We start from the raw sequence: 22,230 nt of genomic DNA, 5'->3' as shown, positions 1-22,230 counted from the left end.
GGGCCATGATCTCTTCTTTCACACTTTCGCGGCCCCTGCGGGGAGGCCCCCATGGGTAATGTGCGCTTGCAGGCGGTTTCCAAGCATTTCGGCATTGCCGAAGTCATAAAGAACCTCGATCTGGAGATCGGGGATGGGGAATTTTGCGTCTTCGTTGGGCCATCGGGCTGCGGCAAGTCCACGCTGTTGCGGATGATAGCCGGACTGGAGGACATCACCTCCGGACGGCTGGAGATCGCCGGGCGGAACATGACCGGCGTCGGTCCGGCCGAGCGCGGCACGGCGATGGTGTTTCAGTCATATGCGCTCTATCCGCATATGACTGTCGCGCAGAACATCAATTTCGGCCTGCGCATGACCGGTCACCCAGCAGACGAGATCGCGCGCAGGACATCAAGGGCTGCGGGGATGCTGCAACTCGATGCGCTGCTCGACCGCAAACCCTCGCAGCTGTCCGGGGGGCAGCGCCAGCGGGTGGCCATCGGCCGCGCCATCGTGCGCGATCCGGCGGTCTTCCTGTTCGACGAGCCACTGTCGAACCTCGACGCATCGCTGCGGGTGCAGATGCGGGCGGAGATCTCCGGGCTGCACAGGGAGATCGGCACGACCATGATCTACGTTACCCACGACCAGGTGGAAGCGATGACGATGGCCGACAAGATCGTGGTTCTGAACCAAGGACGAGTAGAACAGGCGGGCAGCCCCCTTGCCCTCTACCATCGCCCGGTCAACCGGTTCGTCGCCGGTTTCATCGGTTCGCCCGGTATGAATTTCATTCCGGGACACGCACGGCCCGCAGATGGCCGCACGACGGTCGAACTCGCGTGCGGCGGCACACTTGACCACGCGCAGGCGATCGCCATGGCGCAAGGGCCGGTCACGGTCGGCATCCGCCCGGAACACGCCCGGGTTGGCCGTGGCGAATGCGGCACGTTCAGTGGCGTGCTCACCCACGTGGAGTTCCTCGGCTCTGAAACCGTACTTTACCTTCACCTTTCCGATGGCAGCACATTCTGCCTGAAAGCCGATGGCCTCGCCCGGGCCACTCCCGGCGAGACAGTGGAATTCCACGTGCCTACTAAGGCCTGGCACCTGTTCAATCTGGAGGGCGTAGCTCTCCTCAATGGAGATCTGACCCAATGAGCCTGGGTGTCTGCTACTATCCTGAACACTGGCCGGAGGATTGGTGGGAGCGGGATGCCGCCCGCATGATGGCATTGGGAATCCGCCACGTCCGCATCGGCGAATTTGCTTGGTCGCGACTTGAGCCTGCCCGTGGTGTTTTCGATTTCGGCTGGCTGGACCGGGCAATGGACGTGCTTGCGGCTGCGGGACTGAAAATCGTTCTTGGTACGCCAACTGCCACCCCGCCGAGATGGCTGATCGACGATTATCCGGGCATCCTCCCCGTCGATGAACGCGGCCGTAACCGCGGCTTCGGCTCGCGCCGGCATTATAGCTTTTCCTCGAAAGACTGGTGGCGCGAGAGCCGCCGCATCGTCGAGGTCCTGGCTGACCGCTATGGCCATCACCCTGGCCTGGCGGGCTGGCAGACGGACAACGAATATGGCTGCCACGGCACGACGTTCTCCTATGGCCCCGAAGATCTCTCTGCCTTCCGCGAATGGCTGCGGCAACACTACCAGAGCGCGGAACAGTTGAACGAGGCCTGGGGCTCGGTCTTCTGGTCGACGGAACTCAGCGGATTTGATGCGGTGAGCCTACCGAACCTGACCGTCACCGAGGCCAACCCGGCCGCCCGCATGGATTACTGGCGCTTCCTGTCCAGCCAGATAGCCACATATGACCGGATGCAGTGCGAGATCATTCGCTCCCGCTCGCCTGGCCGCTGGATCACCCATAACTTCATGGGCTTCACCAATGACTTCGACCATTGGGCGGTCGGAGATAATCTCGATTTCGCCTCCTGGGATAGCTATCCAATCGGTTTTGTCGAGAAATTCCCTTTTACGGAAGAGGAACGCAACCGATGGGCTGAAACCTCCCATCCGGATCTCGCACCATTCCATCACGATCTCTACCGGGGGGTCGGCAAGGGCCGGTTCTGGGTAATGGAACAGCAGCCAGGGCCAGTAAACTGGGCGCCTTGGAACCCGGTGCCCAAGCCCGGTATGGTGCGGCTCTGGACACTTGAGGCGATGGCGCACGGGGCAGAGGTCGTAAGCTATTTCCGCTGGCGGCAATCCCCCTTCGCCCAGGAGCAGATGCATGCGGGCCTCAACCTGCCAGGATTGCAGGAGCTTTCCCCCGGCGGCCGCGAGGCAGAGCAGGCAGCGCAGGATCTCATCCTTCTTGGCACGCCCGGTGAAACGGCACGGGCGCCGGTGGCCCTCCTCTATGATTACGAAAGCTGGTGGTCCACACGCATCCAGCCGCACGGCCAGGATTTCCGCTCTGAAGAACTGGCGTTCCGGTGGTACGAAAGTGTGCGCAGGTTGGGGCTGGATGTGGACTTCGTGCGGCCCGGTGCGGATCTCGCTGGCTATAGCTTGGTATTGGTGCCCGGCCTGGTACATGCCAGCGATGACGCCTGTCGGGCCCTGGAGGCTGCGAAAGGCGTGGTGCTCTACGGGCCGCGCGCTGGTTCGCGTGACCGCAACTTCCGCATTCCCGAAAACCTGCCGCCCGGGCCCCTGGCCGGTCTGACGGGGGTGCGCTTGCGGGAGGTTGCCTCCTTGCGGCCGGGCCTATCCGTGGCAGTTCAGGGAGCGGTTGGGGGCCGGATGATCCGCTGGCGTGAACATCTCGAAGCCCGGGATGCCGATGTACTTTCGACCTTCCCGGACGCAAGCCCGGCATTGACCGCACGCGGTAACCAGCACTATCTCGCCGGCTGGCCGGATGAGGACCTGCTGAATGCCACGATGCGGCTGCTCGTGGACAAGGCCGGACTGGACGCCACTCCCCTGCCCGCGCAGGTGCGGTTGCGGCGGCGCGGAAACCTCACCTATGCCTTCAATTACGGGCCGGAAGTCTGGGAGGTGCCAGAGGGTGCCGATGTGGTGCTCGGCGGCACGTTTTTGGGTCCGCAGGAGGTTGCCGTTTGGCGGACGGACTGCGATGCCGTTGCGCCCCGGAAGGAGGCAAGCCGATGACTAAGCAATTTTCATCTCCTTTTCCCAAGTCTTCCCAAGCGCATCCATCACAGCTGACGGGTGGAGAACTCGCATTGATCGCATTTCGCTCACAAAACGGCCTGTTCGCCTACCAAGGCGATTGCCTGTCGATGGAGGCGCTGCCACAGACGAACTATTTCATTAATCCGGACGGCAGCCCGGCGGACCATTCAGCGCCCGTCGCGGCCCTAGTAGTCGAGGCTCCCGTCTTCAGCTTGCACGCCCGGGTGTGCACCGGGCTCGGCTCACTCTACGATGCGGCCGGACTGATCGTCGAAACTGGAAACCCGGCAGGTGGCTCGGTTTGGGAATGGGGTAAATGCGTCATTGAACTTTCACCCTTTCTGCGCCCTACCATCGTTAGCGTTGTTACCCGCGACGTCTCGGATGACGCCAATGGAGAGGAACTCTGCACGCCGGAGGCTCATCTACGCCTGCACCGGAACGGGCCACTTCTGGCCTTTCACTGGTCGCTGGATGGCGCCGTTTGGAAGCTGGCCCGCCTGTTCAGCTTGAAGGGCATGGATGGCCCTCTGAGAGCCGGAATGATCGTGCAGGCGCCGACAGGGCCCTCACTGACCGCACTATTCTCCGGCATCTGCCTAGAGACGGACGTCGCGATCGATCTGCGTAACGGGGAATAGACCGATCGAGGCTGCCTGCTGCGCCGTCCTTAGTCAAAAGATCATTGATGCTGGTTCGCAGTGAGAGCGGATGGAGTGGATGCCACCTCCCCGAAACCGAAGCCGCCAACAGCCGAAACAACGAGGTCAACACGGAGGGGCATTGCGGTGACGAAGAGAGGCACATCGTGCATCATCAGTCACTGCGCCTCCATGCTTCGTCGAGAGGACCCAAACTTAATTCCGTCCTCTGTTCAGGCGCGGGCCGGCGCCACGTTCGGCCTCGATCGTAAAATGGTGGGCCGCCTCCGAAAAGGCGGCCCGTGGCTCTCAAGATAAAGGTTGCTACTCATACCATGGCTTGCAAAGAATGTATCGGCAGTGCAGATGTTGCACGCCCTACCGGCGCTCGCCGGCAAAATGGCCTGTTACAATGTCGTCCTTTTGAACATTCATCTATACGGCCTATTTTGCCTGATGTAGGCCATGGTTGAGTTCGCCCAGCAGTCTATCATGCCACGAACTGGATCGGCTGGAGGCTCACGGCCTTCTGGTACCTAGTCCCTTGGAGGGCGATTGTGGACCTCGAGCAGGCGCGACATTCGACGCTCCCTGTTCTTGAAGGGAATTGAATCTGACACCCCGTAATCCGCCAGCGGGATGCCGCGGTTGGCGGCCGCGGTGAGGTAAAGACGTAACACCTTGGCGATTGTCTTCACCCAGATGGCGTTGTTCAGCCCACACCGCGTCTCATCGGCGACGTGCCATAGATTTCGCGATAACGGCGTGCAAAGTGGGAGCGCGAGCTGTAGCCCGCCGCCTCCGCCGCAGCATGGCTCGACGCGCCTGATGCGAGCACGCTTCGACCAGCCTCCAGCCGCTCATGCCGCAATATCTCCCGGAAGGATTGGTTCTCAGACGTGAGCCGGCGGCGCAGTGTTGAAGCCCCCAGGCCGAGTCGAGCCGCGACACGCTCCACCGTCCACGCTTGCGACGGTGCGGCGCGGATCAGCCACGCAATCTCCTCCGACAAGCTGGTCTCAAACAGCGGTCGCGCCGCGGCAAGCGGTTGCATCAACGTGAGCACTTCCGCCAGCCGGAGCGTCTTCAATGCCTCACCGACCGCATCACTAGCGATCGAGGTGGCGGCGTGGACCAATGCGTCAACGAGATCGCTGTTGAGGGGAACGCAGAACTGCCAGTCACTGCCTCCGGCGCGCGGGCCACCGATCAGCGGCGATATGCCCGGCGGGAGCGCTGGCACTTCCAACAACAAGGATTCGTAGGAATGGCGCTCCGCCGGTATGTTGACCACGTCCATCCGTACCCCACGCGGCATGACAAAGACAGTACCTGGCTCAAATACACGAACCGTATCGCCCAGCCATACTTCCTTAAGCCCACGCAGAATAATGCCGATGATCGGATGGGGGAGCTCGATCGCTTTCAGTCGCTCTCGATCGATGGAACAATAGGAAAACAACCGAGTGCCGTGCTGATAGCGCCCATCGGTACCGCTAGGCGCCGTCATCGGCCGCAGCCGCTCCAACAGTGTCGAACTCAAGTCAGCGCCTTGGCCTTTGTAGTGAATGTTCATGCACGCAATATAGGCGACGATGGCGCGACAAAAAACACCGACGCGAGCGTTTCGGGCTCAAGAGCGATCGTAGCGGCACCACCCTCCCCGCTAAACTCAGCCACAAGCCGGTCTTCAACCGAAGGAGACCAGAATGAGAACCCTGACAACAAACCTATTTGCGGTAGCAGCGATGCTGGTCTTGGGCGCCCCGGCCAGTGCGGCGGACACAGAGCTCTGGCGGCTCGATTGCGGCAACATCGAGGTTCGCAATCTCGGCGTCTTCTCCGATACATTCAAATATGCCGGAGCGAAGCGGACACTGACCGATAGCTGCTACCTGGTTCGTCACGATAAGGACTATATGCTCTGGGATGCCGGACTTCCGGCAGGGTTGATAGGAGCGAAGTCGGATGCGTCCTCAGTTTTTGCGCCGACGCTCTCGGAAGATCTGCCGACCCAACTTGCCAGAATCGGTGTCAAGCCGGAACAGATCGGCCGGCTCGGTATCAGTCATAATCACTTTGACCATGTCGGTCAGGCGGCCAGCTTTCCCGGCGCCACGTTGATGATCGGCGCCGCGGATTTCGCCCAGTTCAAGGCCGATCCCCTGCCCTTTGCCGTCGATCCCAGCTCCGTCAAGCCCTGGCTTGATGGCCGCTCGAAGGTCGATCCGATCTCGGGTGATCGCGATGTCTTCGGAGACGGATCGGTGGTGATCCTGTCGACTCCCGGCCACACGCCGGGCGAAACCAGCCTGCTCGTACGACTGGAGAAGACAGGGCCGGTGCTTTTGTCCGGCGACGTCGTCCATTTCGAGGAACAGCTCGCCAATCGCGGCGTTCCGACCTTCAACTTCGACCGAGCTAGCACGCTCGCATCAATGGAGAGACTGATTGGCATTGCAAAGTCCCTCAATGCGACCCTGATCGTGCAGCACGACGCATCGGACATCGACAAGCTGCCCACGTTCCCCAAAGGCGCGAAATAACCCATCGGCGCGGTCGACGCCGCGCTCTGAAGCCATTCAGCCGTGCGGTACGCGCCCTTATCGCATGCGCCAAACGGAGGGCCCGATTGCAAGCGGTCTCCCGGTTTGGGCATGCGGTCACCTTCAGTCTCGCAGGTTGTCGTCCGACGGCTTGCCGGTGCAGCGATCCTTGTTCAGTTCGTAGCTACCACAAGCCCGAAGGTTTTCATGACGCCCCGAATCTGATTGCCAAGTTGCGTTGATAGGCTAAGGAACTGATCACGGGTTCGCCACCAACGCGCGGGTCAGCATAGCGTCAAACGACTTGACCCGAACCGATTTGAAAAAAGCCGGTTTCGGCAAGCTGAGCTAGACCATCGGCATCATTGGCATCGGTCTTGTTGAGCGTCTCGTTCAAACTTTACGCGTGCCGCGCTTCGATGCAGATCGCCGGAACTCCATCGGCCGTCAGCGCATGATAGAACCATGTCGACAGGGGGCCCGTTTCGAAGACGACGCGCCTGGCGTGCGGGGCGTGCTTGCGGATAAGCTCGGCCAGAAGCTTTGGGTCCGAAGGGCACTTCCCTCGCCAGATCCGCTTCCCTCCCTCCCGAACCGAAATCGCCGTATCTTTCAATGAAACATCAAGCCCAATATATTGGTCCATGGTTGCTCTCCATCTGATGTTGGGCCCGGTTCCCATCGTGAGCCCGTTTGACCATCTTATCGGGAGCAACCACCCACTGGCATCTGCTTGGACGATCGCACCGCGATTACCCCATGTTTTTGGCCGTTGTTAAGACGCGCAACTGGACCGCTGGACGGCGGAAATATGAACGAAGACGTCGAGCGGACCTGTCGCGAATGGGCCTCAGGGCCACATGCAACCAGAGCGTCGGACCGCCGCAAGAGCTGCCAGCCGCAAGGCGCGCTAAGGTCCACCTTGATTGATCAGGTGATTGCAGTTGATACATCTATGCGACGTTTTTGGCCCAGAAGGTGAACATCACGGCAACGCTGCCGGGCCCACCATATCACCCCAGGTCGGCTGCTCTTCGCGATGCGCGTGTGCACAATTGACAGTGTGCAGGCCAATAGGATCACCTTCCTTGTGATAGGACAGTTCGCGATCGACATCTTGTTTGGAGCAGGAACGAGTTGTCAGAAGTCCCCATTCAGCACGACGGGCTGTCCATGCGGCGTCCGCAAATATGCGCGCTCCCAGGCATCTCGCCGCTGGATTAGTTCATTGCCAGAAATCGCGCGTGCTTGATCGAGGAGGCTTTCGAGTGCGGACAGCACGGCACGATAATAGGTGTCGGTGTCATCCGGCTGTCCGACAAGCTGTGCCTCGCGCAACTTCGCTCCCAGGGTTTCAGACCAATGCGCTCCTGATATTACGCCCGAAGCAACCAACAAATTCGCCATCGCCGATGCTTGAGCATGCCAGGGCTCGGCAAAAGCCGGTTCGCGCGTCAGGTGCGCCGACCCGGGGTCAGATCTGCTCAAGATAGCTCTCCCAGAGATCGACGAAAACTTGATCGCGGCTATCATGCGCTTCCGGCCACAACTCGGACGCGGCAAAGCCGATCGTGTAGAGGTGCTCGCCTCTTGGCTTTCCGGCGGCTGATGCATCCGGCAGCAGATGAGCGCCGTGATGCGCGATCACGCTTCCACGCCTCCCCCGCGCATAGGACGGCAAGCGCGTGTGTCCGGAATGTCCCATGGATTTGCCGCGCACGGCATCGCCAACGACGAATAGCGGCGGCGCCTCGGTATCGATAGCGTAACTGCGCGCGGACTTGACGTAGGCGCGCGCCTCGTCCGCGGTTTCAGGCGGATAGCCAGGCTGGCGTACAAATGCCGACCGGCCGGCATCGAGTTCCTCCAATGTGAGATAACCGGCATCAATCATCTGGGCTGCAATCGTCACCACCCATTGATCGAAATATGGCCGCGTCAAATATTCGGCCGGAACGATCAACTCGCGGCAATGCCTGAACCAATCAATCGACCAATTCGCATCGCCAGCGGCAGCCTGCGCAAGGCCGAAAGCACGCATTTCCCAATCCGAACGGAAGGGACGTTCGTCATCCCTGCCTAAAATGGGGCCAAATCCTTCGCGCCCGCCGAGGTCGTGAACGCCATCCATCAGGCTTCCCTCCTGGTCGGAGAAAGATCCCTTTGCGTTCCGATCATAGAATTACGCGAGACCAGCTCCGCGAGCTGCTCTTCGCTCCAGGATTCCACACCATTGGGCTGCTGCGGTATCACCAGATATCGTCTTTCGGACGTCGAGTCCCAGACCCGCACCTCGACAGTCGGTGGAATTTCCACGCCAAACTCCGATAAGACGGCACGCGGTTCGCGCACAGCGCGCGCCCTGTATTCGTTCGACTTGTACCACGCAGGCGGAATTCCCAGAATCGAGAATGGGTAGCAGGAACAAAGGGTGCAGACGACAAGATTGTGTATCTCTGATGTATTCTCAACCGCCTGCAGGTGACCGGTTGCGTGTCCAGCAAATCCGAACTGCTCGATTGCAGCGGTCGCATTTGCCAGAAGAACCTTTTTGAACGACGGATCTCTCCAGGCCCGCACCACGACTTTCGCCCCGCGCTTGGGTCCGATCTCGTCGCGGTACATTTCGATCCAGGCGTCCATGGCCGCAGGATCGATCAGCCCCTTTTCGACGAGAAGGCTTTCGAGTGCTTTGGTTCTCAGCGCGGACTCGGAAGGCAAGTGCTGATGCAGGTCGTGATGGATACTGGAAATGTGTCGCGAATCGAAGCTTGTCATCGCCTTGCTCCAGGAGCCTAGTTTGCCAAATCAACAAGCGACCCCCACTATTTTCAGGTGGGTCGAGGCGTGAATGATCGAGCGGTTTTTCACCAAGGTCAAGCAATGTTGCACCGGCCATCACGGGTCAAATCTTATGAAACCCAGGAAGGCCAAGGTCTCTGGCAGCACAGCGGCATCGTATAGCAGTTCGATGGCGAGGTTGCTTCAGCAGACACCTGAATTGCCCGCTTGAAGAGTGAGCAATGGTGATCGACGTGAACGGCAGCCACCGCCATGCCATGGAGATTGAGTATCCCAAGGCAAAGAACGCCAATTAAAAGCATCCGGAGTGAAACTCGGCAGGTAGGCATGAGGCGCGGTTCCTCCGCCTGCCGATTGAAAGTTCCGCACCCGAACGCACGGCTGCGTGGATCGGCTGCGGCCCTGACGACGGTGTTGTTGGATACCCAGGCCCCAAGACACTCCGCAGCTCAAACCTCTCGGAACTGCCAGCAGTATTATCACGCCTTGGAGGGCACGAATGACAGCGAAGTCTCTCCGCCCCACGAGGAGAGGCGCTCAACCGACAACAGCGCGAACGCCAAGGCGAGGGCGTTGAGCAGATGCCAAATGAAATGCGTGCCGACGCTCCAGGACCCGCAAAAAGGGGTATCCAGTATCCGGAAGAACAAGGCAGCGGAGAAAATCGTACCGGCCGCTACTAGCAGCCGGGGCACGGCACCTCGACTTGAAAGCGGTACCGCGAAAGCCACGCCGAAAGTGGCGATCAACCTGGCGCATAGGCTGCCGAACTTCCCAGCAGCGGCTTCGCGATGACTTGTAGTGCGGGTGCAAGCACCAGCAGCGCCACGGTCAGAATTCCGGCGACGAGGGCGCTCAAGCGCAGAAACCGCATCAACGCCAAGAAGAAAAATGAGTAGATGACCACCGCGATCGGGACGATGTCCGCGATCAGTGACCAGCGGTTGGCCAGCGTGTGGAACAGAAAGGAACCGACCCCGACCGATGCGGTCATCAATGCCAGGACAAACAGCGGCTTGTCGTCCAGCACCGATCGCCGATTGTGGATGACTATCGCGGCCGCAGCTATGAGAAAGGCTGCATTTGTCAGCGCGTTAAACGGCTCTGCCCAGAATCCCGGCCCCACGCGTTCGCAGTATGGTCCAACGGCGTTCACCAATCGCCGGCTGGATCGGACCCCATGGCAAATGCCGCAGTGGCAACGCATGCTGCAGCTCCCAGCGCAGAGCCTACAATCGCGATCTGTTCATCGACGTTTGCCGCCGACCGAACGTTTGTTCTTGACCTTCCCAGCGTGGGAAGGCGCACGGTTGTGCTGCTGGCCGCGCGGAGCACGCAAAATCATGCAGGGAGAAACAATATGAGAAAGCGATACATTGTGGACGTCGAAGGTGTTCCACCCCCCCCGTCTCCCATCAGCAACGCAGTGGTTGTCGGCAATCAGGTCTGGATCAGTGGCCAACTGTCCGTGGGCGACGATGGCGTCTTTATCCCGGGGAGCACGGTCGAAGAAGCCAAGCGTGCGTTTGCACATATTTTTCGAATTGCGGATGCTGCTGGCTTCAGTGCCGCGGATATCGTGTATGTGGATTTGGCCTTTATCGATCTGGCCGATGTAACCGACGTCAACCGTCTTTACGCGGAGTTTTTTCCTGAAGGGCAGCGGCCGGCGCGGACCATATATCAGGCCGCCAAGTTGCCCTTCGGAGGGCGCATCAAGGTGCAGGCGGTTGCTGCGCGATGAGTGGCCACGAAGTGTTAAAGCGCGCGCTACGCGCCAAACCGACGCTTTAACGGACACAGCCCCATGTCGTCGAGACCGCTAGAGGCACTCGCGTGGAAGTTCAGCATTGCCAAGGATCATCAACAACGACGCCCGTGCCTTCAACGTCTTTGATGTTTGGCGTCACGACAATCATGTCATGGACGAGCGCCGTCGCCGCAATCAGCGCGTCGGCCTCCGGGATGCCGGTTCGAGAAAACCCGGGTATTTCTCGCCGATCAAGCAATCTACTGGCGGTGTCATAGAGGCCAACCGGGGAGCCCAACCAGGCGCCAGCCCGCTCACTTCGAGCAGCAGCTTTTGGCGGACGGCGCTCGCAAGGTCCTCCGCCTTGCGCACGGGAACCATAAAGGAGCCCGGACCGCCGATGACGCATTCCGCATAATATTGGTCAAGGGGAACGGTCGAATTGGTGGGCCTGATTAGTATCACCAATCCATTGATCACGATCCCACGCGCCAGGGCGTCATCGCGAGTGACTGCGATTGGCAATCCCGTGTTGTTGTACCCGTCACCTGAAACGTCGAGGACGCGGCGCGCTCCGAAATAGGCGTTGGTTTCGATCAGTTTCGTGCCAAAGCGGATTGCACTGGAGAGCGAGGTGCCATGCCGCGTGTCAATCGAGCGGGCTTCGAGCTTGGCGGCAAAGGCTTTAGCGTCCTCGGCGTCTTCAATCACCTGCCAGGCGACGACCGACGATTCCTCCACCCGCCCCGCCCATTCAAAATAGCCGATGGCAATGCGGCCCAGGTACCCGCCTTTGACGGCTTTGATGAAGTCCGGATGTCGGAGCGCTTCCAGATAGCCGAGGCGCTGTACGCGCGCCTCCTCCATATCCATGGAGCCCGACGTGTCGACCGCTAGAACGAGCTCCAAATCGACGTCCGGAGGTGCGGCGGCGGCCCGCAAAGGATATGCGACGAGAGCAAGGATCAGCACCAACTCGCGAAACATCGCACAGCCCCCACGGTGTCCTTGCCACAGGATACCAAAAAGGCGGCCGAACTGCATTAGTTGATACTTAATTACAGCCCCACAGCGAACCCTTGCACACACCCATCGGCGCCGACTTCCAAACGCGCAAGCAGTGTCGTGGCCGCTCCACGTCGAACCTTACTCCGATCTCGCCGAGCGCACGGCGGACCGAACCTCCGCTGAAAGCAACTGGCGTGCAATGTGGCCGCGAGCTGCCCGATTTGTTGGGGACCAATCGAACTGGTCAGGATTGTCAGGGGGAGCGCAGGGCGCGAGAGAGAGCGCCGCCATTAACCGTCGGTGCTAGCTCGGAATGACTACAAGCCAACTTGTTCCAACTGCTGTAGATTAGCGCAGCCTAAAACTCAGGAGGAGCGTGATATGCCGAGGATCTTGCTCGCGCTGACCGTGCTAGCCTTCTCGACGTGCGCCATCGCCCGTGCAGAGACGGATGCTGCCCGGATTTAATTCGAAACTGTGAAGAATTGTGTACGCCAGGCGCCGTTCGGCAAGTTTGATCGAAAGTGCGATATTCCAGCTGCCGGATGGCGTGGAGCCGAGGGACTTTGGCTGCCAAGTGTGTCCCAAGGTGCCGGCTGAGTAGAACGGCAACGCGCCTAAGAGCAGCAAGTATCCAGGCAGAACGTCGCGGCTCAGCAGATCGCTACGCCAAGCAGGCCAACGGGGCCGGCGCCCATGACGCCGAGGTAGGCGGCGACCATTCTAGCGCTCTGCGGTGCGACGTCCGTCTAACGTCTTTTGAGACAGTGAATGTTCGGCAGATCACTCGATCTGCCCATATCGCGGGAGGATGTCCTATGCCACTGTTTATAACCACAGGGTGCTATACAGCCACATCAGCGAAGGGAATGATTGACAATCCATCGGACCGAGAACAGGCCGCCCGCGGCATCATGGAAGCAGCGGGCGGGAAACTGCATTCTTTCTACCTCACGACCGGCGAAACCGACTGGACGGCAATCACGGAATTCGACGATGGTGCTGACCTGATCCCCGCACTTCTCGTCGTCGGCGCATCTGGAGCCGTATCGAACGTCAAAACTGTGCGAGCCTACACGGGCGCGGAATTCAAGGCCGCGCAAGAGAAGGCGGGAAAAATCGCATCTTCCTACAAGTCCCCGGCAAAATAAGAAGATCGCTGGTTGAGACATTTCTGGCAGCGGATCGAACCTCCGCTGCCAGAAACGAAGTGTCGGCGCCCAATGTTTGAGCGCGCGGTCAGTTCGATCATACGCTGACCGTGCTGGTCGCTCAGCGTGCGCCATCGCAACCTGCGGAGACGGATGCTACCGAGGTTGCGGGACATGAATTTCGAAACGGTGAAGAATTGTGTACGCCAGGCGCCGATCGGCAAGCTTGATCGAAAGTGCGACATCCCAGCTGCCGGATGGCGTGGGGCCGACCATCGAACCAGATGAAGCGAAGCACGATTGCCGCGCTCTGTAAGGCTGAGGTCGCGACGATGGGAATGTTTATGCGGCCGAATGTTGTGGTGTGCCTCGAACGCCTATTGAGAGCCTGCTTAGGGGAACGATAGATGGCAACGTATTTGATAACCGGCGCAACCGGTGGCATCGGTGAGGCGATCTGCCGAAGATTGGCGCCGCTTCATTCGCTAATCCTCGTGGCACGTGACCAGGCCAGACTCGATGCTTTAGCGATGACGCTTGGTGGCGGGCACCGTGCGTGGGCGACCGACATAGGCGAGGACCGCGCCATCAATGCTTTCACTGCAAGAATGGAAAGCGAGCAAGTCACTCTCGATGGGGTGGTGCTCATGCCTCCACAGCCGCATTCTGATGACGATCCCATGCCGAGCCCTGACGTATGGCGCCATCTGTTTCAGGTGAGCTTCATCGGCCCGCTGGCTCTGCTGAAGGGAGCGGTGGCGCGCATGAACCCGGACCCTGCTCAGGGCCACCGAGCCAAAATCGTCATCATCTCGGGCATATCGTCGGCACAAGTATTGAGCCATTACGCAACCGCCAACGTCATCAGAACAGCTTGGGTCGGCGAAGCGAAGACACTCGCCTTTGCGCTCGGGAAACGTGGGATTCACGTCAACACCCTCTCTCTGGGCGGTACACTCTCGCCGTGGTACCGAGAAAAGCTTGAAATGAAGGCGCAAAAAAATGGCAATTCTTTTGAGGCGCAGCTCGCCATCGAGACGGACAACGTTCCGCTTCGGAAATATGGCAAACCCGAGGAGGTTGCCACTGTGGTCGAAGGCCTGCTTTCGCCATTCTCGGACCACATGACGGGCTTGAACATCCTGCACGACGGCGGCTTTACGCGCGCGTACTGAGACTCAGTGACTTAGTGGTAATGACGCCACTGCCCTTTCTGTCCTGACTCAAGGCTGTAGATGCCGGCAGGGCTCGCAGGACGTCATTCCCTTCCAGTCGATACATTATGCGACCTTCTTGGCCCAGAACGTGAACACACTCGCAACAGCCGTGTCACCGGCCTCGCGAAGTACGGTTCTCTTCGGCCCGCCGCCGACTTTGGCTGCACGCATCCCGAAGCGACCTTCGATTTGTTGCGCTGGAGCGGCGGCAGCTTTGCGTCCAGCTATTCCGACCTTATTGGTGATTTCCCAAAAGCTGCCATTGAGTTGACAAAGCATGACGTCTTTTACTGGGTAGAACCCCGCATGTCCTTTACAGCGACGAATTGAAACTCCGCCTATTGATGGGACCGTTTGCGGATTTGGAGTACGCAGGCTGTCTCGAAGCTACCGGCACCCCTGGGAGTAAGCAGAGCTTGCGACAATCGTCTTGCAATCACTCATAGGCCGCATGGAGGCTATCGGTTCACAACATTCCTGTTTATCGCGTCAGGGACGAGACCTACCACCACTTGCAGGCCTTCTCTCACGGGGCTGACGGTAGAGGCCGCCCGGCAAAAACCAGTGGCGGCTTTCGACGCTGCCGGTGGTGTCACGAATGGCCACCAGGCAGAATGCACGTCGCCTACCCTTTTACGGCCCCAGTCGTGAGGCCTGCCACGATCTTCCTCTGAAAGATAAGAACGAGAGCAAGCAGCGGCAATGTTACCGTCACCGAGGCAGCCATCAGGAGGCCGTATGGCACCTCGTATCGGCTGCTGCCCGTGAGGAGGCCGATCGCCACCGGGACTGTCCGGTTCTCGTCGGTCAGGATAAAGGTCAGCGCGAAAAGGAACTCGTTCCACGACAGGATGAAGGCTAGTAGGCCGGTACTGGCGATGGCCGGCCACATCAGCGGCAGCAGCACATGGGTAAGGATGCGCAGCCGTGAGCAGCCGTCGATCAACGCCGCTTCCTCGAGCTCCACCGGCAGATCGCGAATGAAGCTGGTCAGGATCCAGGTCGTGAAGGGCAAGGTCAGGATGAGATAGGAAACGACCAGCGCGCCCGGGCTGTTGTAGAGCCTCAACCAGCCGATCACCTCGAACATGCCGGAAAGCACCACGACCTGAGGAAAGACGGAGATCATCAGAACTGCAATCAGCAGATAGCGCCCCGCCGCGAAATGCAGCCGGCCGAAGCCATAGGCCGCGAGAATGCCAATTGCGAGTGCGATCATCGTGCTGGCAAGCGCTACGATGATGGAGTTCACCAGCGCGCCGATGAACACGGCGTTTGAGAAGAGCTGCACGTAGTTGGTTAGGTCGAGGGACGGCAGCAGGCTGAAGCCGTAGATCGCCTGCGCGGATCTCGTCGAGGTCACGATCGCCCAGTAGTAGGGAAAGATAACATAGACCATGACCACGGCAACGGCTGCATAGAGACCAACGGATTTAAGGCGACTGATCAGCCGATAGGTCGCGTTGGAATGTCGTATGGCCATGATCGCCCCCTAGTGATGTGGCCGGTCGAGCCGAAGCAAGCCGACGATGACAATCGCGATGAGACCGATGATCAGGAAGACCCAGGTCGAGGCAGCCGAACCGACACCGAGATCCTGAAAGCCGATGAGCTGGTCACGCGCATAGATCGACATGGTCATCGTGTTGGCATTGTTGGCGGCCAGTACGTAACTCAAGTCGAACATGCGCAGTGCGTCGAGCGTGCGGAAGAGCATGGCAACGCCTATGGCGGGCGCCACAAGCGGCAACGTGATCGACCAGAAACGCTTCCAGTGCGGCACGCCCGACACCTCTGCCGCCTCGTAAAGCTCCTCTGGGATGAGCTGGAGGCCGGCGAGAATGAGCAGCACCATAAAGGGCGTCGTGACCCAGACGTCGATGAAGATCACCACGCCGAGAAGCAGGGACGGGTCGGCGGTCCAGGCAATGCCCTTGGCGATGATGCCAAGTTCGACGAGCACCTTGTTGATGAGGCCGAACTGATCGTTGAGCATCCAGTCCCAGATGCGCGTCGAAACGACCATGGGCATGGCCCAGGGAATGAGGATCATCGCCCGCACCAGCCCGCGGCCGAAGAACGCTCGATGCAGTAACAATGCGATCGCGAGCCCCAACATAGTCTCGATGCCCACGGAGACGACGGTGAACACGAGCGTGTTGCGGACGGCCCGCCAGAAGGTGGCGTCTTCCCAGACGGTTACGAAGTTCGCGAAACCGACGAAATCATAGCTGCCGGGATTGTCGAGATAGGCATCGGTAAAGGCGAAGAACACCGTGCGGCCCAGCGGCCAGATGGCAACCGCCAGCAAGATGACGACAAGGGGGGCCACGAAGAGCCATGCTACTCGCGTTTCGGCGCGCCGAGCGCGATCCGTCGGCGTCATGCAACCTCCTCTGCCACTCGGCCGGCTGGCCTGTGGTCGAGCCGCTGACCATCCCGGTCGAAGAGGTAGAGGTTCTCCGCGCGCCAGCCGACATGGACGGTCTGTCCCGGCAAAAACGCGAGCGGCGCGCCAGAGCCTCGAACGGTCCAGATCAGCCCTTCGCCGATGCGGATATAGCAGAGGTATTCGTGGCCGAGATCCTCCTGTCTCTCGAAGATGCCCTCGATCGTACCGGAGCCCGGCTGCGCCGACAGCGCCAACGCTTCCGGCCGCAGCCCGATCTCGCTCGCCGCGGTGCCCGTCGCCAGGCCAGGCGCGTAGGAAAACCCGCTTGGCCCCGCCAGCCGACCATCGGTCAGCACAGTCGGCGCGAAGTTCATCTTTGGGCTCCCGAGAAAGCCGGCGACGAAGCGGGTCGCGGGGCGATCGTAGAGTTCGCGGGGCGTACCTGTCTGTTCGACCTTGCCGTGGTTCAAGACAACGATCCGATCGGCGAGTGTCATTGCCTCGGTCTGGTCATGGGTCACGTAGATCATCGTCGTCTTGACTTCGGCATGCAGCTTGGCGATTTCGAAACGCATCTCGGTGCGCAGGTCCGCATCAAGGTTGGACAGTGGTTCGTCGAAGAGGAAGACTTCCGGATCGGCGACGAGCGCGCGGCCGATCGCAACGCGCTGACGCTGGCCGCCGGAAAGCTGGCGTGGCTTACGCTGCAGCAGATGACCGATCTTCAGCATGCTGGCGACTGCCTCGACCTTGCGCACGATCTCCGCCTTGCCGATCCGTGCCGTCTCCAGCGCGAAACTGATGTTGCGCGAAACATTCATGTGCGGGTAGAGCGCGTAGGACTGGAAGACGAAGGAAATGCCGCGCTTCGAGGCCGGGACATCCGTCACCTCATCACCGCCGATTAGCACGGCGCCGTCGGAAACCGGAACGAGGCCCGCGATCAAGCGCAGGAGGGTGGATTTTCCGCAGCCCGAGGGGCCCACGAAAACCACGAACTCGCCGTCGTCGATCTCCAGGTCGACATTGCGGATGATGTCATAGACGCCGAAACTCTTGCTGACGTTCTTCAACGTGACGGACGCCATATGCTCTATCTCCGATTGTCGGCCGCGGCATGGTCCGCGAGGATGTCGTGGCTTGCTGCGGCCAGCATGATGCTTGCAGGCCAATCCGCATCAAAGCCGGCGGCATTGGTGAGCCGCCGAAACGCTTCGCGCTTTTCCCTCCCCCAAAGCAAAAGCATGCAATGGCGAGCCGACCGGATCGTCTGCAGCCCAACGCTGACGCCATGCCGCGGCACGGCGTCGAGGTTTTCGAAGGCAGGGAAGGTCTTCATATTGTCGATCCGGGTCTGCTCGGCCAACGTCACAATGCGCGTGAGGCTGCCCAGTTCACTGCCCGGCGGATTGAAAGCGACATGACCATCGCCGGATCCGGACGCAACCAGGAAGCAGTCGATACCGCCGGCCTCCGCAATGCGCTTGTCATAGGAGGCTGGTTCGTCCACATCGGGAAACCAGATATTCTCCGAACGAATCCGGATCTCCGGCGGCAGGACCGCATTTATCGGCGCGACGACCTCCCTGTCAGCGAAGCCGCGGCAGGAATAATGCGCGGACGTATCGGCAAGACGAAGCCGTCCGGCGCCATCTTCGATCGTATATTCGTCCATCATCACAAGCACGAGATGCGAGAGGTCCAAGGGCTCATACCGCACGGCTTCGGCGAGTGCCGCATAGACGGGTCGCGGCGTGCGCCCCGTCGGACATCCGAGGAGATAGGGCCTGCCCACGGCCGCGCCCAGGCCCGCCAGCAGATGGCTTGCGGCATGGTTTCCGATTGCTTCGGGCTTGTCGAACAGGCGAACGGTCACTCGGGATTCCTGTTTGCTTGGAGATTGATCCCGGCAGACGACCATGCCCGCCGGGATCTTCGATGTCAGTCGGTGGCCTTCACGTCGCGTTCGATGCGACGGGCCATCTGCTCGACCGTTCCCGCAACGTCATCGGCGCCCGAAATGATCTCGTGGACGGCGCGGTAGAAGGTTCGCGAAACACGGTTGTAGTTCTTGCCCGTGATGGCCGAGGGACGTGCCACGGACTCCTCGAAGGCTGCCTTTGCCATTTCAAGGAACGGGATCTTCGCCAGCACGTCCTTGTCCTCGTAAAGGGCCGCGACAGTGGGATTGTAGCCACCTTCGATCGCCCGCATCTTCTGGTCCTCGAGGCCGACCATATAGCGCAGAAGGTCCACAGCGATGTCCTGCTTCTTCGAATATTTCGAAACGCCGAGATAGGCCGTACCGAGCGCGCCGCTTGAGCCCTCGCCTGACGCACCCACGGGCAGCGCCATCACGCCGACCTTGCCGACGAGGCCGGCGCCTTCCGCCTGGGAGGTGCCCCAGACATAGGGCCAGTTGCGGTGGAAGACGGCGTTGCCGCTTTCGAAGATCGCACGCGAAGCCTCCTCGTCGTAGTTCAACACGCCCTGCGGAGAAATCGTGCCGATCCAGTCGCGCGCCCGCGTCAGCGCCTCGACGGCCTTCGGATTGTTGATGGTGATTTCACCGTCGTCGGAGACGATCGTGCCGCCACCGCTCGAAGCGATCCACTCGAGTGCGTCGCAGGTGAGGCCCTCATAGCTCCTTCCCTGCCAGACGTAGCCCCAGATATCGGGGCTCCCGGCCGCCCGCTCTGCGTCTTGGATTTCCTTGGCCGTTGCGGTCAGTTCGTCCCAGGTCTTCGGCGGCTGCTTGCCGTACTTCTCCAGAAGGTCCTTGCGATAGAACATCAGGCCAGTGTCGATGTAGAACGGCATGGCGACAAGTTTGTCTTCAAGCCGCGCCGCGCCGGTCGCCGAGGCGAAATGCGCTTTCACCTCATCCTCCGGCACCAGCGGCGCAAGGTCGGCAAGGTGGTCCTTGAACATGCCGAGCCAGATCACGTCGATATAGAGCACGTCGACATCAGCCGAGTTGGCGGCGAAGAGCTGCTGGTAGATCGGGATCGCATCGTCGAGGTTCTGCGGCATGCGATTGATCTTCACCTCATGGCCCGAGGTTTTCGACCATTGCGCTGCTCCCTTTTCGCAAAGCTCGTAATCGGTTGCCGAGCAGAACATCGAAACGGTTTCGGCTCGCGCCGAAACCGCCGATATCGATGCCATCAGGGCCGCGCCGGCCAGGAGTCCCAGTTTATATCTTGCCATTGTTCCCACCTTTGTTTTGCACTGGACGCTGCTATACGGGAGCCCTCGCTCGCCTGTATTTCGGAAGGTCGTCGAGATAGGGAAGATTGCGGCCACCATAGCCGGTGACGGCGAGCGAACCGCAGATGACGCCAATCTCGAGCGCAGACTCGAAGTCTGGTTCGCTCAGGAGGCCGTGCACGAAGCCGGCATTGAAGCAATCGCCTGCGCCGGTCGTGTCGAAGACTTCAACCGCAAGTGCCGATACTGCGTATCGCTGACCCTCGTGCATCGCGATCGCTCCCTCCCCGCCGCATTTGACCACGACCGTCGGACAGAATTCGGCGAGAAGTGCCAATGCACCCTCCACATCCGCAGCGCCGGTCAGGTCGAGCGCCTCCTTGGCATTGGGCAGGAACACGTCGATCGACGACAATGCCTCTCGCATTGAAGGCGTATCGAGCGTCATGTCGATATGCTGGCAATCCGAGCACACCAAGACGCCGAGAGAACGCGCCTCTTCGATCAGGGCAAGACGCTCGGGATCCAGCGAGAAACCTTGCAGCAACAGGACGCGCGGCTTGAGGCGCCGAAGTTCCTCGCGTGCGATCAGGGCCTCCGGTTCTTCCGAATAGCTCATGAAGCCGCGGTCGTGCGAAAGCGAAAAGGCGGCACTGACGCGCCTGAGTGGCCGGTCGACCATCTGGAAGAGCTCTGTCGGTATGCCTTCCCGCCGCGCTTCGTCGACGATCATGCGGCTGAAGATGTCGTTGCCGAAGGTGCACCACCACCCGGCCCGCGTACCGAGGCGGGCAAACGCAAGTGCGGTCGAGAACGACGCCCCCGCAAGCCAGTCGAACTCCTTCGCCCAGATGTCCGTCCCGATCGTTGGCGCACCGGGCAGACCGCGGAAGATCAGGTCGAAATAGTATTCGCCGATCACCACGACCTCGAAGGCCGGCCGGCTGTTCGGTTCCCTCAATGCCATTCCCCCGTGTGGGTTGCGTGCGCGGCGAGATATTCGTCCACGAGCGGCTCTGCGCGGGAATAGGACAGAACCAGCGGATGCGCCATCAGCGCCTCGATCGCTGTCTGCCGGTCGCGCTGCAGGATCGCGCGGATCGCGAGCCGTTCGTAGCGCTTCACGTTGAGGATCAGTTGTGCCTGCGATTCCGGCATCTTTCCGATCGGCAGCGGCTTTATCCCCGCCTTGTCGACGACGCAACTCACCTCCACGACATCGTCATCGGCGAGCCCCTCGATCGCACCCTCGTTGCGCACGTTCAGGCCGCTATAGCAGGGCACGCCGGTCTCCAGCGCGTCGATGAGATTGAGCGCGACACCGGCATAGCCTTCTCCCTCCTCGCCGGTCTCGCCGTGGGCGGGATGATCCGGGACCTGGTCGGCATCTTCCATGCTCGGCGCGTCTTCAAAGGCGTAGTGCATATAGGTGGCGTTGCGCCGGCGCTCGTAGGCATAGTAGGCGGAGAGGGCCGCGTCGGGATCGCGATCAAGATCCATCCCACCGAGGCGCGCCATGAGTGCGGCGTTCAGGTCCTTGACCTCCTCGCCGCGCGTGCGGGCATCCGACTTCAGCGCCTCCACGGCGCGTTCCGCGTAATAGTAGTAATAGAGATATTCGTTGATCCAGTTGCGCTGGCGGCGGATCAGGCTGGGATCGAACATCCGCTGCGATGTAGCCTTGAGGAACGCCTCGTCGCCGAGCAACGGTTGCAGCACTTCCTTGCCGTTCAGCGTCGCGCCGCGGGTGAAGGAGAGATGGTTGAGCCCGTAGACTTCGGCGTGAACATCGTTCTGCGGCACCTTGAACCAGCGGGCAAGTGCCTCCTGGGCTCCGTTTGCGCCGTCGCAGATTCCGATGGTGCGGTGATAACCGGAATCCTGCAGGGCCTGCGCGACCAGGCCGGCCGGGTTGGTGAAGTTGAAAAGCCAGGCATCAGGGCTCCGCCGCTTCAGGATCTCGGCATAGCCGAGGATGACCGGAATGCTGCGGAGTGCCATGGCGAAGCCACCGGGACCGGTGGTCTCCTGACCGAGCACGCCATGGGCAAGCGCGATCCGCTCGTCCTTGATGCGCCCCTCCTCGTCCCCGGGGCGGACGGTCGTGACCACATATTTCGCGCCGTCGAGCGCGCGTTCAGCATCGGGCGTCACGGTAATGCGCACCGGCGATTGCACGCGCCGGGCCACTTCCTGGCTAATGCGACCGAAGAGCTCCAATTTCTTCTCATTGATATCCTGAAGGCAGATCTCGGTCAGCCCGCTCTTTTCCGCGCGCCGCAGCGCCGAACCGACAAATAGGGGGGCGCGGACACCGCCGCCGCCGATCAGGGTAAGTTTCATGTCATGCTCCGCCAATAGGACAGCACGATC

At 60.6% G+C, this 22,230-nt stretch carries 21 protein-coding genes and 1 pseudogene; 8 read left to right on the top strand and 14 right to left on the bottom strand.

Annotated features, from left to right (window positions below; all coding sequences use genetic code 11):
- The first annotated feature begins 51 nt into the window (after positions 1 to 51).
- The 3 genes from IB267_RS17070 to IB267_RS17060 are packed head-to-tail and all read left to right on the top strand — an operon-like array spanning position 52 to position 3,781.
- Entirely contained in the window at positions 52 to 1,143 is a 1,092-nt protein-coding gene (locus IB267_RS17070) for an ABC transporter ATP-binding protein (RefSeq protein ID WP_192448675.1), read from the top strand.
- On the top strand, positions 1,140 to 3,116 hold the full coding sequence (locus IB267_RS17065) for a beta-galactosidase (RefSeq protein WP_192448674.1): 1,977 nt from the start codon (positions 1,140 to 1,142) through the stop codon (positions 3,114 to 3,116). Before IB267_RS17070 ends, IB267_RS17065 begins: the two co-directional genes overlap by 4 nt.
- Complete coding sequence (locus tag IB267_RS17060) at positions 3,113 to 3,781, top strand: DUF1349 domain-containing protein (protein WP_192448673.1); 669 nt, start codon at positions 3,113 to 3,115, stop codon at positions 3,779 to 3,781. Before IB267_RS17065 ends, IB267_RS17060 begins: the two co-directional genes overlap by 4 nt.
- Positions 3,782 to 4,493: 712 nt before the next feature.
- Here IB267_RS17060 and IB267_RS17055 read toward each other — a convergent pair.
- Positions 4,494 to 5,357 carry a helix-turn-helix domain-containing protein gene (locus IB267_RS17055; RefSeq protein ID WP_192448672.1) on the bottom strand — a complete coding sequence of 288 codons (864 nt, stop codon included), beginning with the start codon at positions 5,355 to 5,357 and terminating at the stop codon, positions 4,494 to 4,496.
- A gap of 133 nt (positions 5,358 to 5,490) precedes the next feature.
- Between IB267_RS17055 and IB267_RS17050 the strand changes: the two genes are divergently transcribed.
- Complete coding sequence (locus IB267_RS17050; protein WP_192448671.1) at positions 5,491 to 6,327, top strand: N-acyl homoserine lactonase family protein; 837 nt, start codon at positions 5,491 to 5,493, stop codon at positions 6,325 to 6,327.
- A 185-nt stretch (positions 6,328 to 6,512) separates the two neighbouring features.
- Here the strand turns inward: IB267_RS17050 and IB267_RS33345 are convergent.
- From IB267_RS33345 to IB267_RS17030, 5 genes and pseudogenes are all read right to left on the bottom strand, one after another.
- Positions 6,513 to 6,973: pseudogene (locus tag IB267_RS33345) on the bottom strand (transposase); the annotation flags it as partial.
- A gap of 494 nt (positions 6,974 to 7,467) precedes the next feature.
- Positions 7,468 to 7,815 carry a nitrile hydratase accessory protein gene (locus IB267_RS17045; RefSeq protein ID WP_210335896.1) on the bottom strand — a complete coding sequence of 116 codons (348 nt, stop codon included), beginning with the start codon at positions 7,813 to 7,815 and terminating at the stop codon, positions 7,468 to 7,470.
- Positions 7,802 to 8,458, bottom strand: a complete 657-nt coding sequence (gene nthB, locus IB267_RS17040) for a nitrile hydratase subunit beta (protein WP_192448669.1) — start codon at positions 8,456 to 8,458, stop codon at positions 7,802 to 7,804. Before nthB ends, IB267_RS17045 begins: the two co-directional genes overlap by 14 nt.
- Positions 8,458 to 9,105, bottom strand: coding sequence for a nitrile hydratase subunit alpha (nthA, locus tag IB267_RS17035; protein WP_192448668.1), 648 nt, complete (start codon positions 9,103 to 9,105; stop codon positions 8,458 to 8,460). Before nthA ends, nthB begins: the two co-directional genes overlap by 1 nt.
- A 769-nt stretch (positions 9,106 to 9,874) precedes the next feature.
- A complete protein-coding gene (locus IB267_RS17030) occupies positions 9,875 to 10,336 on the bottom strand; it encodes a ceramidase domain-containing protein (RefSeq protein ID WP_246810685.1) in 462 nt (153 codons plus the stop codon).
- On the opposite strand from IB267_RS17030, the gene IB267_RS17025 reads away from it, so the two are divergent.
- The gene (locus tag IB267_RS17025; protein ID WP_210335895.1) at positions 10,310 to 10,873 is read left to right on the top strand and encodes a RidA family protein; all 564 of its coding nucleotides are present in this window, start codon (positions 10,310 to 10,312) and stop codon (positions 10,871 to 10,873) included. The two genes, IB267_RS17030 and IB267_RS17025, sit on opposite strands and share 27 nt — an antisense overlap.
- A gap of 201 nt (positions 10,874 to 11,074) precedes the next feature.
- Here IB267_RS17025 and IB267_RS17020 read toward each other — a convergent pair whose 3' ends face one another.
- Entirely contained in the window at positions 11,075 to 11,866 is a 792-nt protein-coding gene (locus IB267_RS17020) for a DUF1194 domain-containing protein (protein WP_192448666.1), read from the bottom strand.
- An 839-nt stretch (positions 11,867 to 12,705) separates the two neighbouring features.
- Between IB267_RS17020 and IB267_RS17015 the strand changes: the two genes are divergently transcribed.
- The 3 genes from IB267_RS17015 (at position 12,706) to IB267_RS17005 (ending at position 14,585) form a co-directional block, all read left to right on the top strand.
- Entirely contained in the window at positions 12,706 to 13,038 is a 333-nt protein-coding gene (locus IB267_RS17015) for a GYD domain-containing protein (RefSeq protein ID WP_192448665.1), read from the top strand.
- 407 nt (positions 13,039 to 13,445) lie between these two features.
- A complete protein-coding gene (locus IB267_RS17010; RefSeq protein ID WP_192448664.1) occupies positions 13,446 to 14,213 on the top strand; it encodes an SDR family NAD(P)-dependent oxidoreductase in 768 nt (255 codons plus the stop codon).
- Between the two features lie 60 nt (positions 14,214 to 14,273).
- Entirely contained in the window at positions 14,274 to 14,585 is a 312-nt protein-coding gene (locus IB267_RS17005; RefSeq protein ID WP_192448663.1) for a hypothetical protein, read from the top strand.
- A 295-nt stretch (positions 14,586 to 14,880) separates the two neighbouring features.
- Here IB267_RS17005 and IB267_RS17000 read toward each other — a convergent pair whose 3' ends face one another.
- The 7 genes from IB267_RS17000 to IB267_RS16970 form a co-directional block, all read right to left on the bottom strand.
- Complete coding sequence (locus IB267_RS17000; RefSeq protein WP_192448662.1) at positions 14,881 to 15,738, bottom strand: carbohydrate ABC transporter permease; 858 nt, start codon at positions 15,736 to 15,738, stop codon at positions 14,881 to 14,883.
- A gap of 9 nt (positions 15,739 to 15,747) precedes the next feature.
- The gene (locus IB267_RS16995) at positions 15,748 to 16,641 is read right to left on the bottom strand and encodes a carbohydrate ABC transporter permease (protein WP_192448661.1); all 894 of its coding nucleotides are present in this window, start codon (positions 16,639 to 16,641) and stop codon (positions 15,748 to 15,750) included.
- Complete coding sequence (locus IB267_RS16990) at positions 16,638 to 17,735, bottom strand: ABC transporter ATP-binding protein (RefSeq protein WP_192448660.1); 1,098 nt, start codon at positions 17,733 to 17,735, stop codon at positions 16,638 to 16,640. Before IB267_RS16990 ends, IB267_RS16995 begins: the two co-directional genes overlap by 4 nt.
- 5 nt (positions 17,736 to 17,740) lie before the next feature.
- On the bottom strand, positions 17,741 to 18,523 hold the full coding sequence (locus IB267_RS16985) for a 6-phosphogluconolactonase (protein ID WP_192448659.1): 783 nt from the start codon (positions 18,521 to 18,523) through the stop codon (positions 17,741 to 17,743).
- Positions 18,524 to 18,588: 65 nt separating this feature from the next.
- Positions 18,589 to 19,857: an ABC transporter substrate-binding protein gene (locus tag IB267_RS16980; RefSeq protein WP_192448658.1), complete on the bottom strand. Its 1,269-nt coding sequence runs from the start codon at positions 19,855 to 19,857 to the stop codon at positions 18,589 to 18,591.
- 31 nt (positions 19,858 to 19,888) lie between these two features.
- Positions 19,889 to 20,824, bottom strand: coding sequence for a PfkB family carbohydrate kinase (locus IB267_RS16975; protein ID WP_192448657.1), 936 nt, complete (start codon positions 20,822 to 20,824; stop codon positions 19,889 to 19,891).
- A complete protein-coding gene (locus IB267_RS16970) occupies positions 20,815 to 22,200 on the bottom strand; it encodes a 6-phospho-beta-glucosidase (protein WP_192448656.1) in 1,386 nt (461 codons plus the stop codon). Before IB267_RS16970 ends, IB267_RS16975 begins: the two co-directional genes overlap by 10 nt.
- Positions 22,201 to 22,230 lie beyond the last annotated feature (30 nt).

This window comes from Ensifer sp. ENS09, from assembly GCF_014852425.1.
Lineage (GTDB): Bacteria > Pseudomonadota > Alphaproteobacteria > Rhizobiales > Rhizobiaceae > Ensifer.
This window is presented reverse-complemented; position numbering and strand designations above follow the sequence as displayed.

Coding starts and splice junctions, on each gene's coding strand:
- IB267_RS17070 (WP_192448675.1), top strand. CDS start 52: ATGGGTAATGTGCGCTTGCAGGCGGTTTCCAAGCATTTCGGCATTGCC.
- IB267_RS17065 (WP_192448674.1), top strand. CDS start 1,140: ATGAGCCTGGGTGTCTGCTACTATCCTGAACACTGGCCGGAGGATTGG.
- IB267_RS17060 (WP_192448673.1), top strand. CDS start 3,113: ATGACTAAGCAATTTTCATCTCCTTTTCCCAAGTCTTCCCAAGCGCAT.
- IB267_RS17055 (WP_192448672.1), bottom strand. CDS start 5,357: ATGAACATTCACTACAAAGGCCAAGGCGCTGACTTGAGTTCGACACTG.
- IB267_RS17050 (WP_192448671.1), top strand. CDS start 5,491: ATGAGAACCCTGACAACAAACCTATTTGCGGTAGCAGCGATGCTGGTC.
- nthB (WP_192448669.1), bottom strand. CDS start 8,458: ATGGATGGCGTTCACGACCTCGGCGGGCGCGAAGGATTTGGCCCCATT.
- nthA (WP_192448668.1), bottom strand. CDS start 9,105: ATGACAAGCTTCGATTCGCGACACATTTCCAGTATCCATCACGACCTG.
- IB267_RS17025 (WP_210335895.1), top strand. CDS start 10,310: ATGGCAAATGCCGCAGTGGCAACGCATGCTGCAGCTCCCAGCGCAGAG.
- IB267_RS17030 (WP_246810685.1), bottom strand. CDS start 10,336: ATGCGTTGCCACTGCGGCATTTGCCATGGGGTCCGATCCAGCCGGCGA.
- IB267_RS17020 (WP_192448666.1), bottom strand. CDS start 11,866: ATGTTTCGCGAGTTGGTGCTGATCCTTGCTCTCGTCGCATATCCTTTG.
- IB267_RS17015 (WP_192448665.1), top strand. CDS start 12,706: ATGCCACTGTTTATAACCACAGGGTGCTATACAGCCACATCAGCGAAG.
- IB267_RS17010 (WP_192448664.1), top strand. CDS start 13,446: ATGGCAACGTATTTGATAACCGGCGCAACCGGTGGCATCGGTGAGGCG.
- IB267_RS17005 (WP_192448663.1), top strand. CDS start 14,274: ATGCCGGCAGGGCTCGCAGGACGTCATTCCCTTCCAGTCGATACATTA.
- IB267_RS17000 (WP_192448662.1), bottom strand. CDS start 15,738: ATGGCCATACGACATTCCAACGCGACCTATCGGCTGATCAGTCGCCTT.
- IB267_RS16995 (WP_192448661.1), bottom strand. CDS start 16,641: ATGACGCCGACGGATCGCGCTCGGCGCGCCGAAACGCGAGTAGCATGG.
- IB267_RS16990 (WP_192448660.1), bottom strand. CDS start 17,735: ATGGCGTCCGTCACGTTGAAGAACGTCAGCAAGAGTTTCGGCGTCTAT.
- IB267_RS16980 (WP_192448658.1), bottom strand. CDS start 19,857: ATGGCAAGATATAAACTGGGACTCCTGGCCGGCGCGGCCCTGATGGCA.
- IB267_RS16975 (WP_192448657.1), bottom strand. CDS start 20,824: ATGGCATTGAGGGAACCGAACAGCCGGCCGGCCTTCGAGGTCGTGGTG.
- IB267_RS16970 (WP_192448656.1), bottom strand. CDS start 22,200: ATGAAACTTACCCTGATCGGCGGCGGCGGTGTCCGCGCCCCCCTATTT.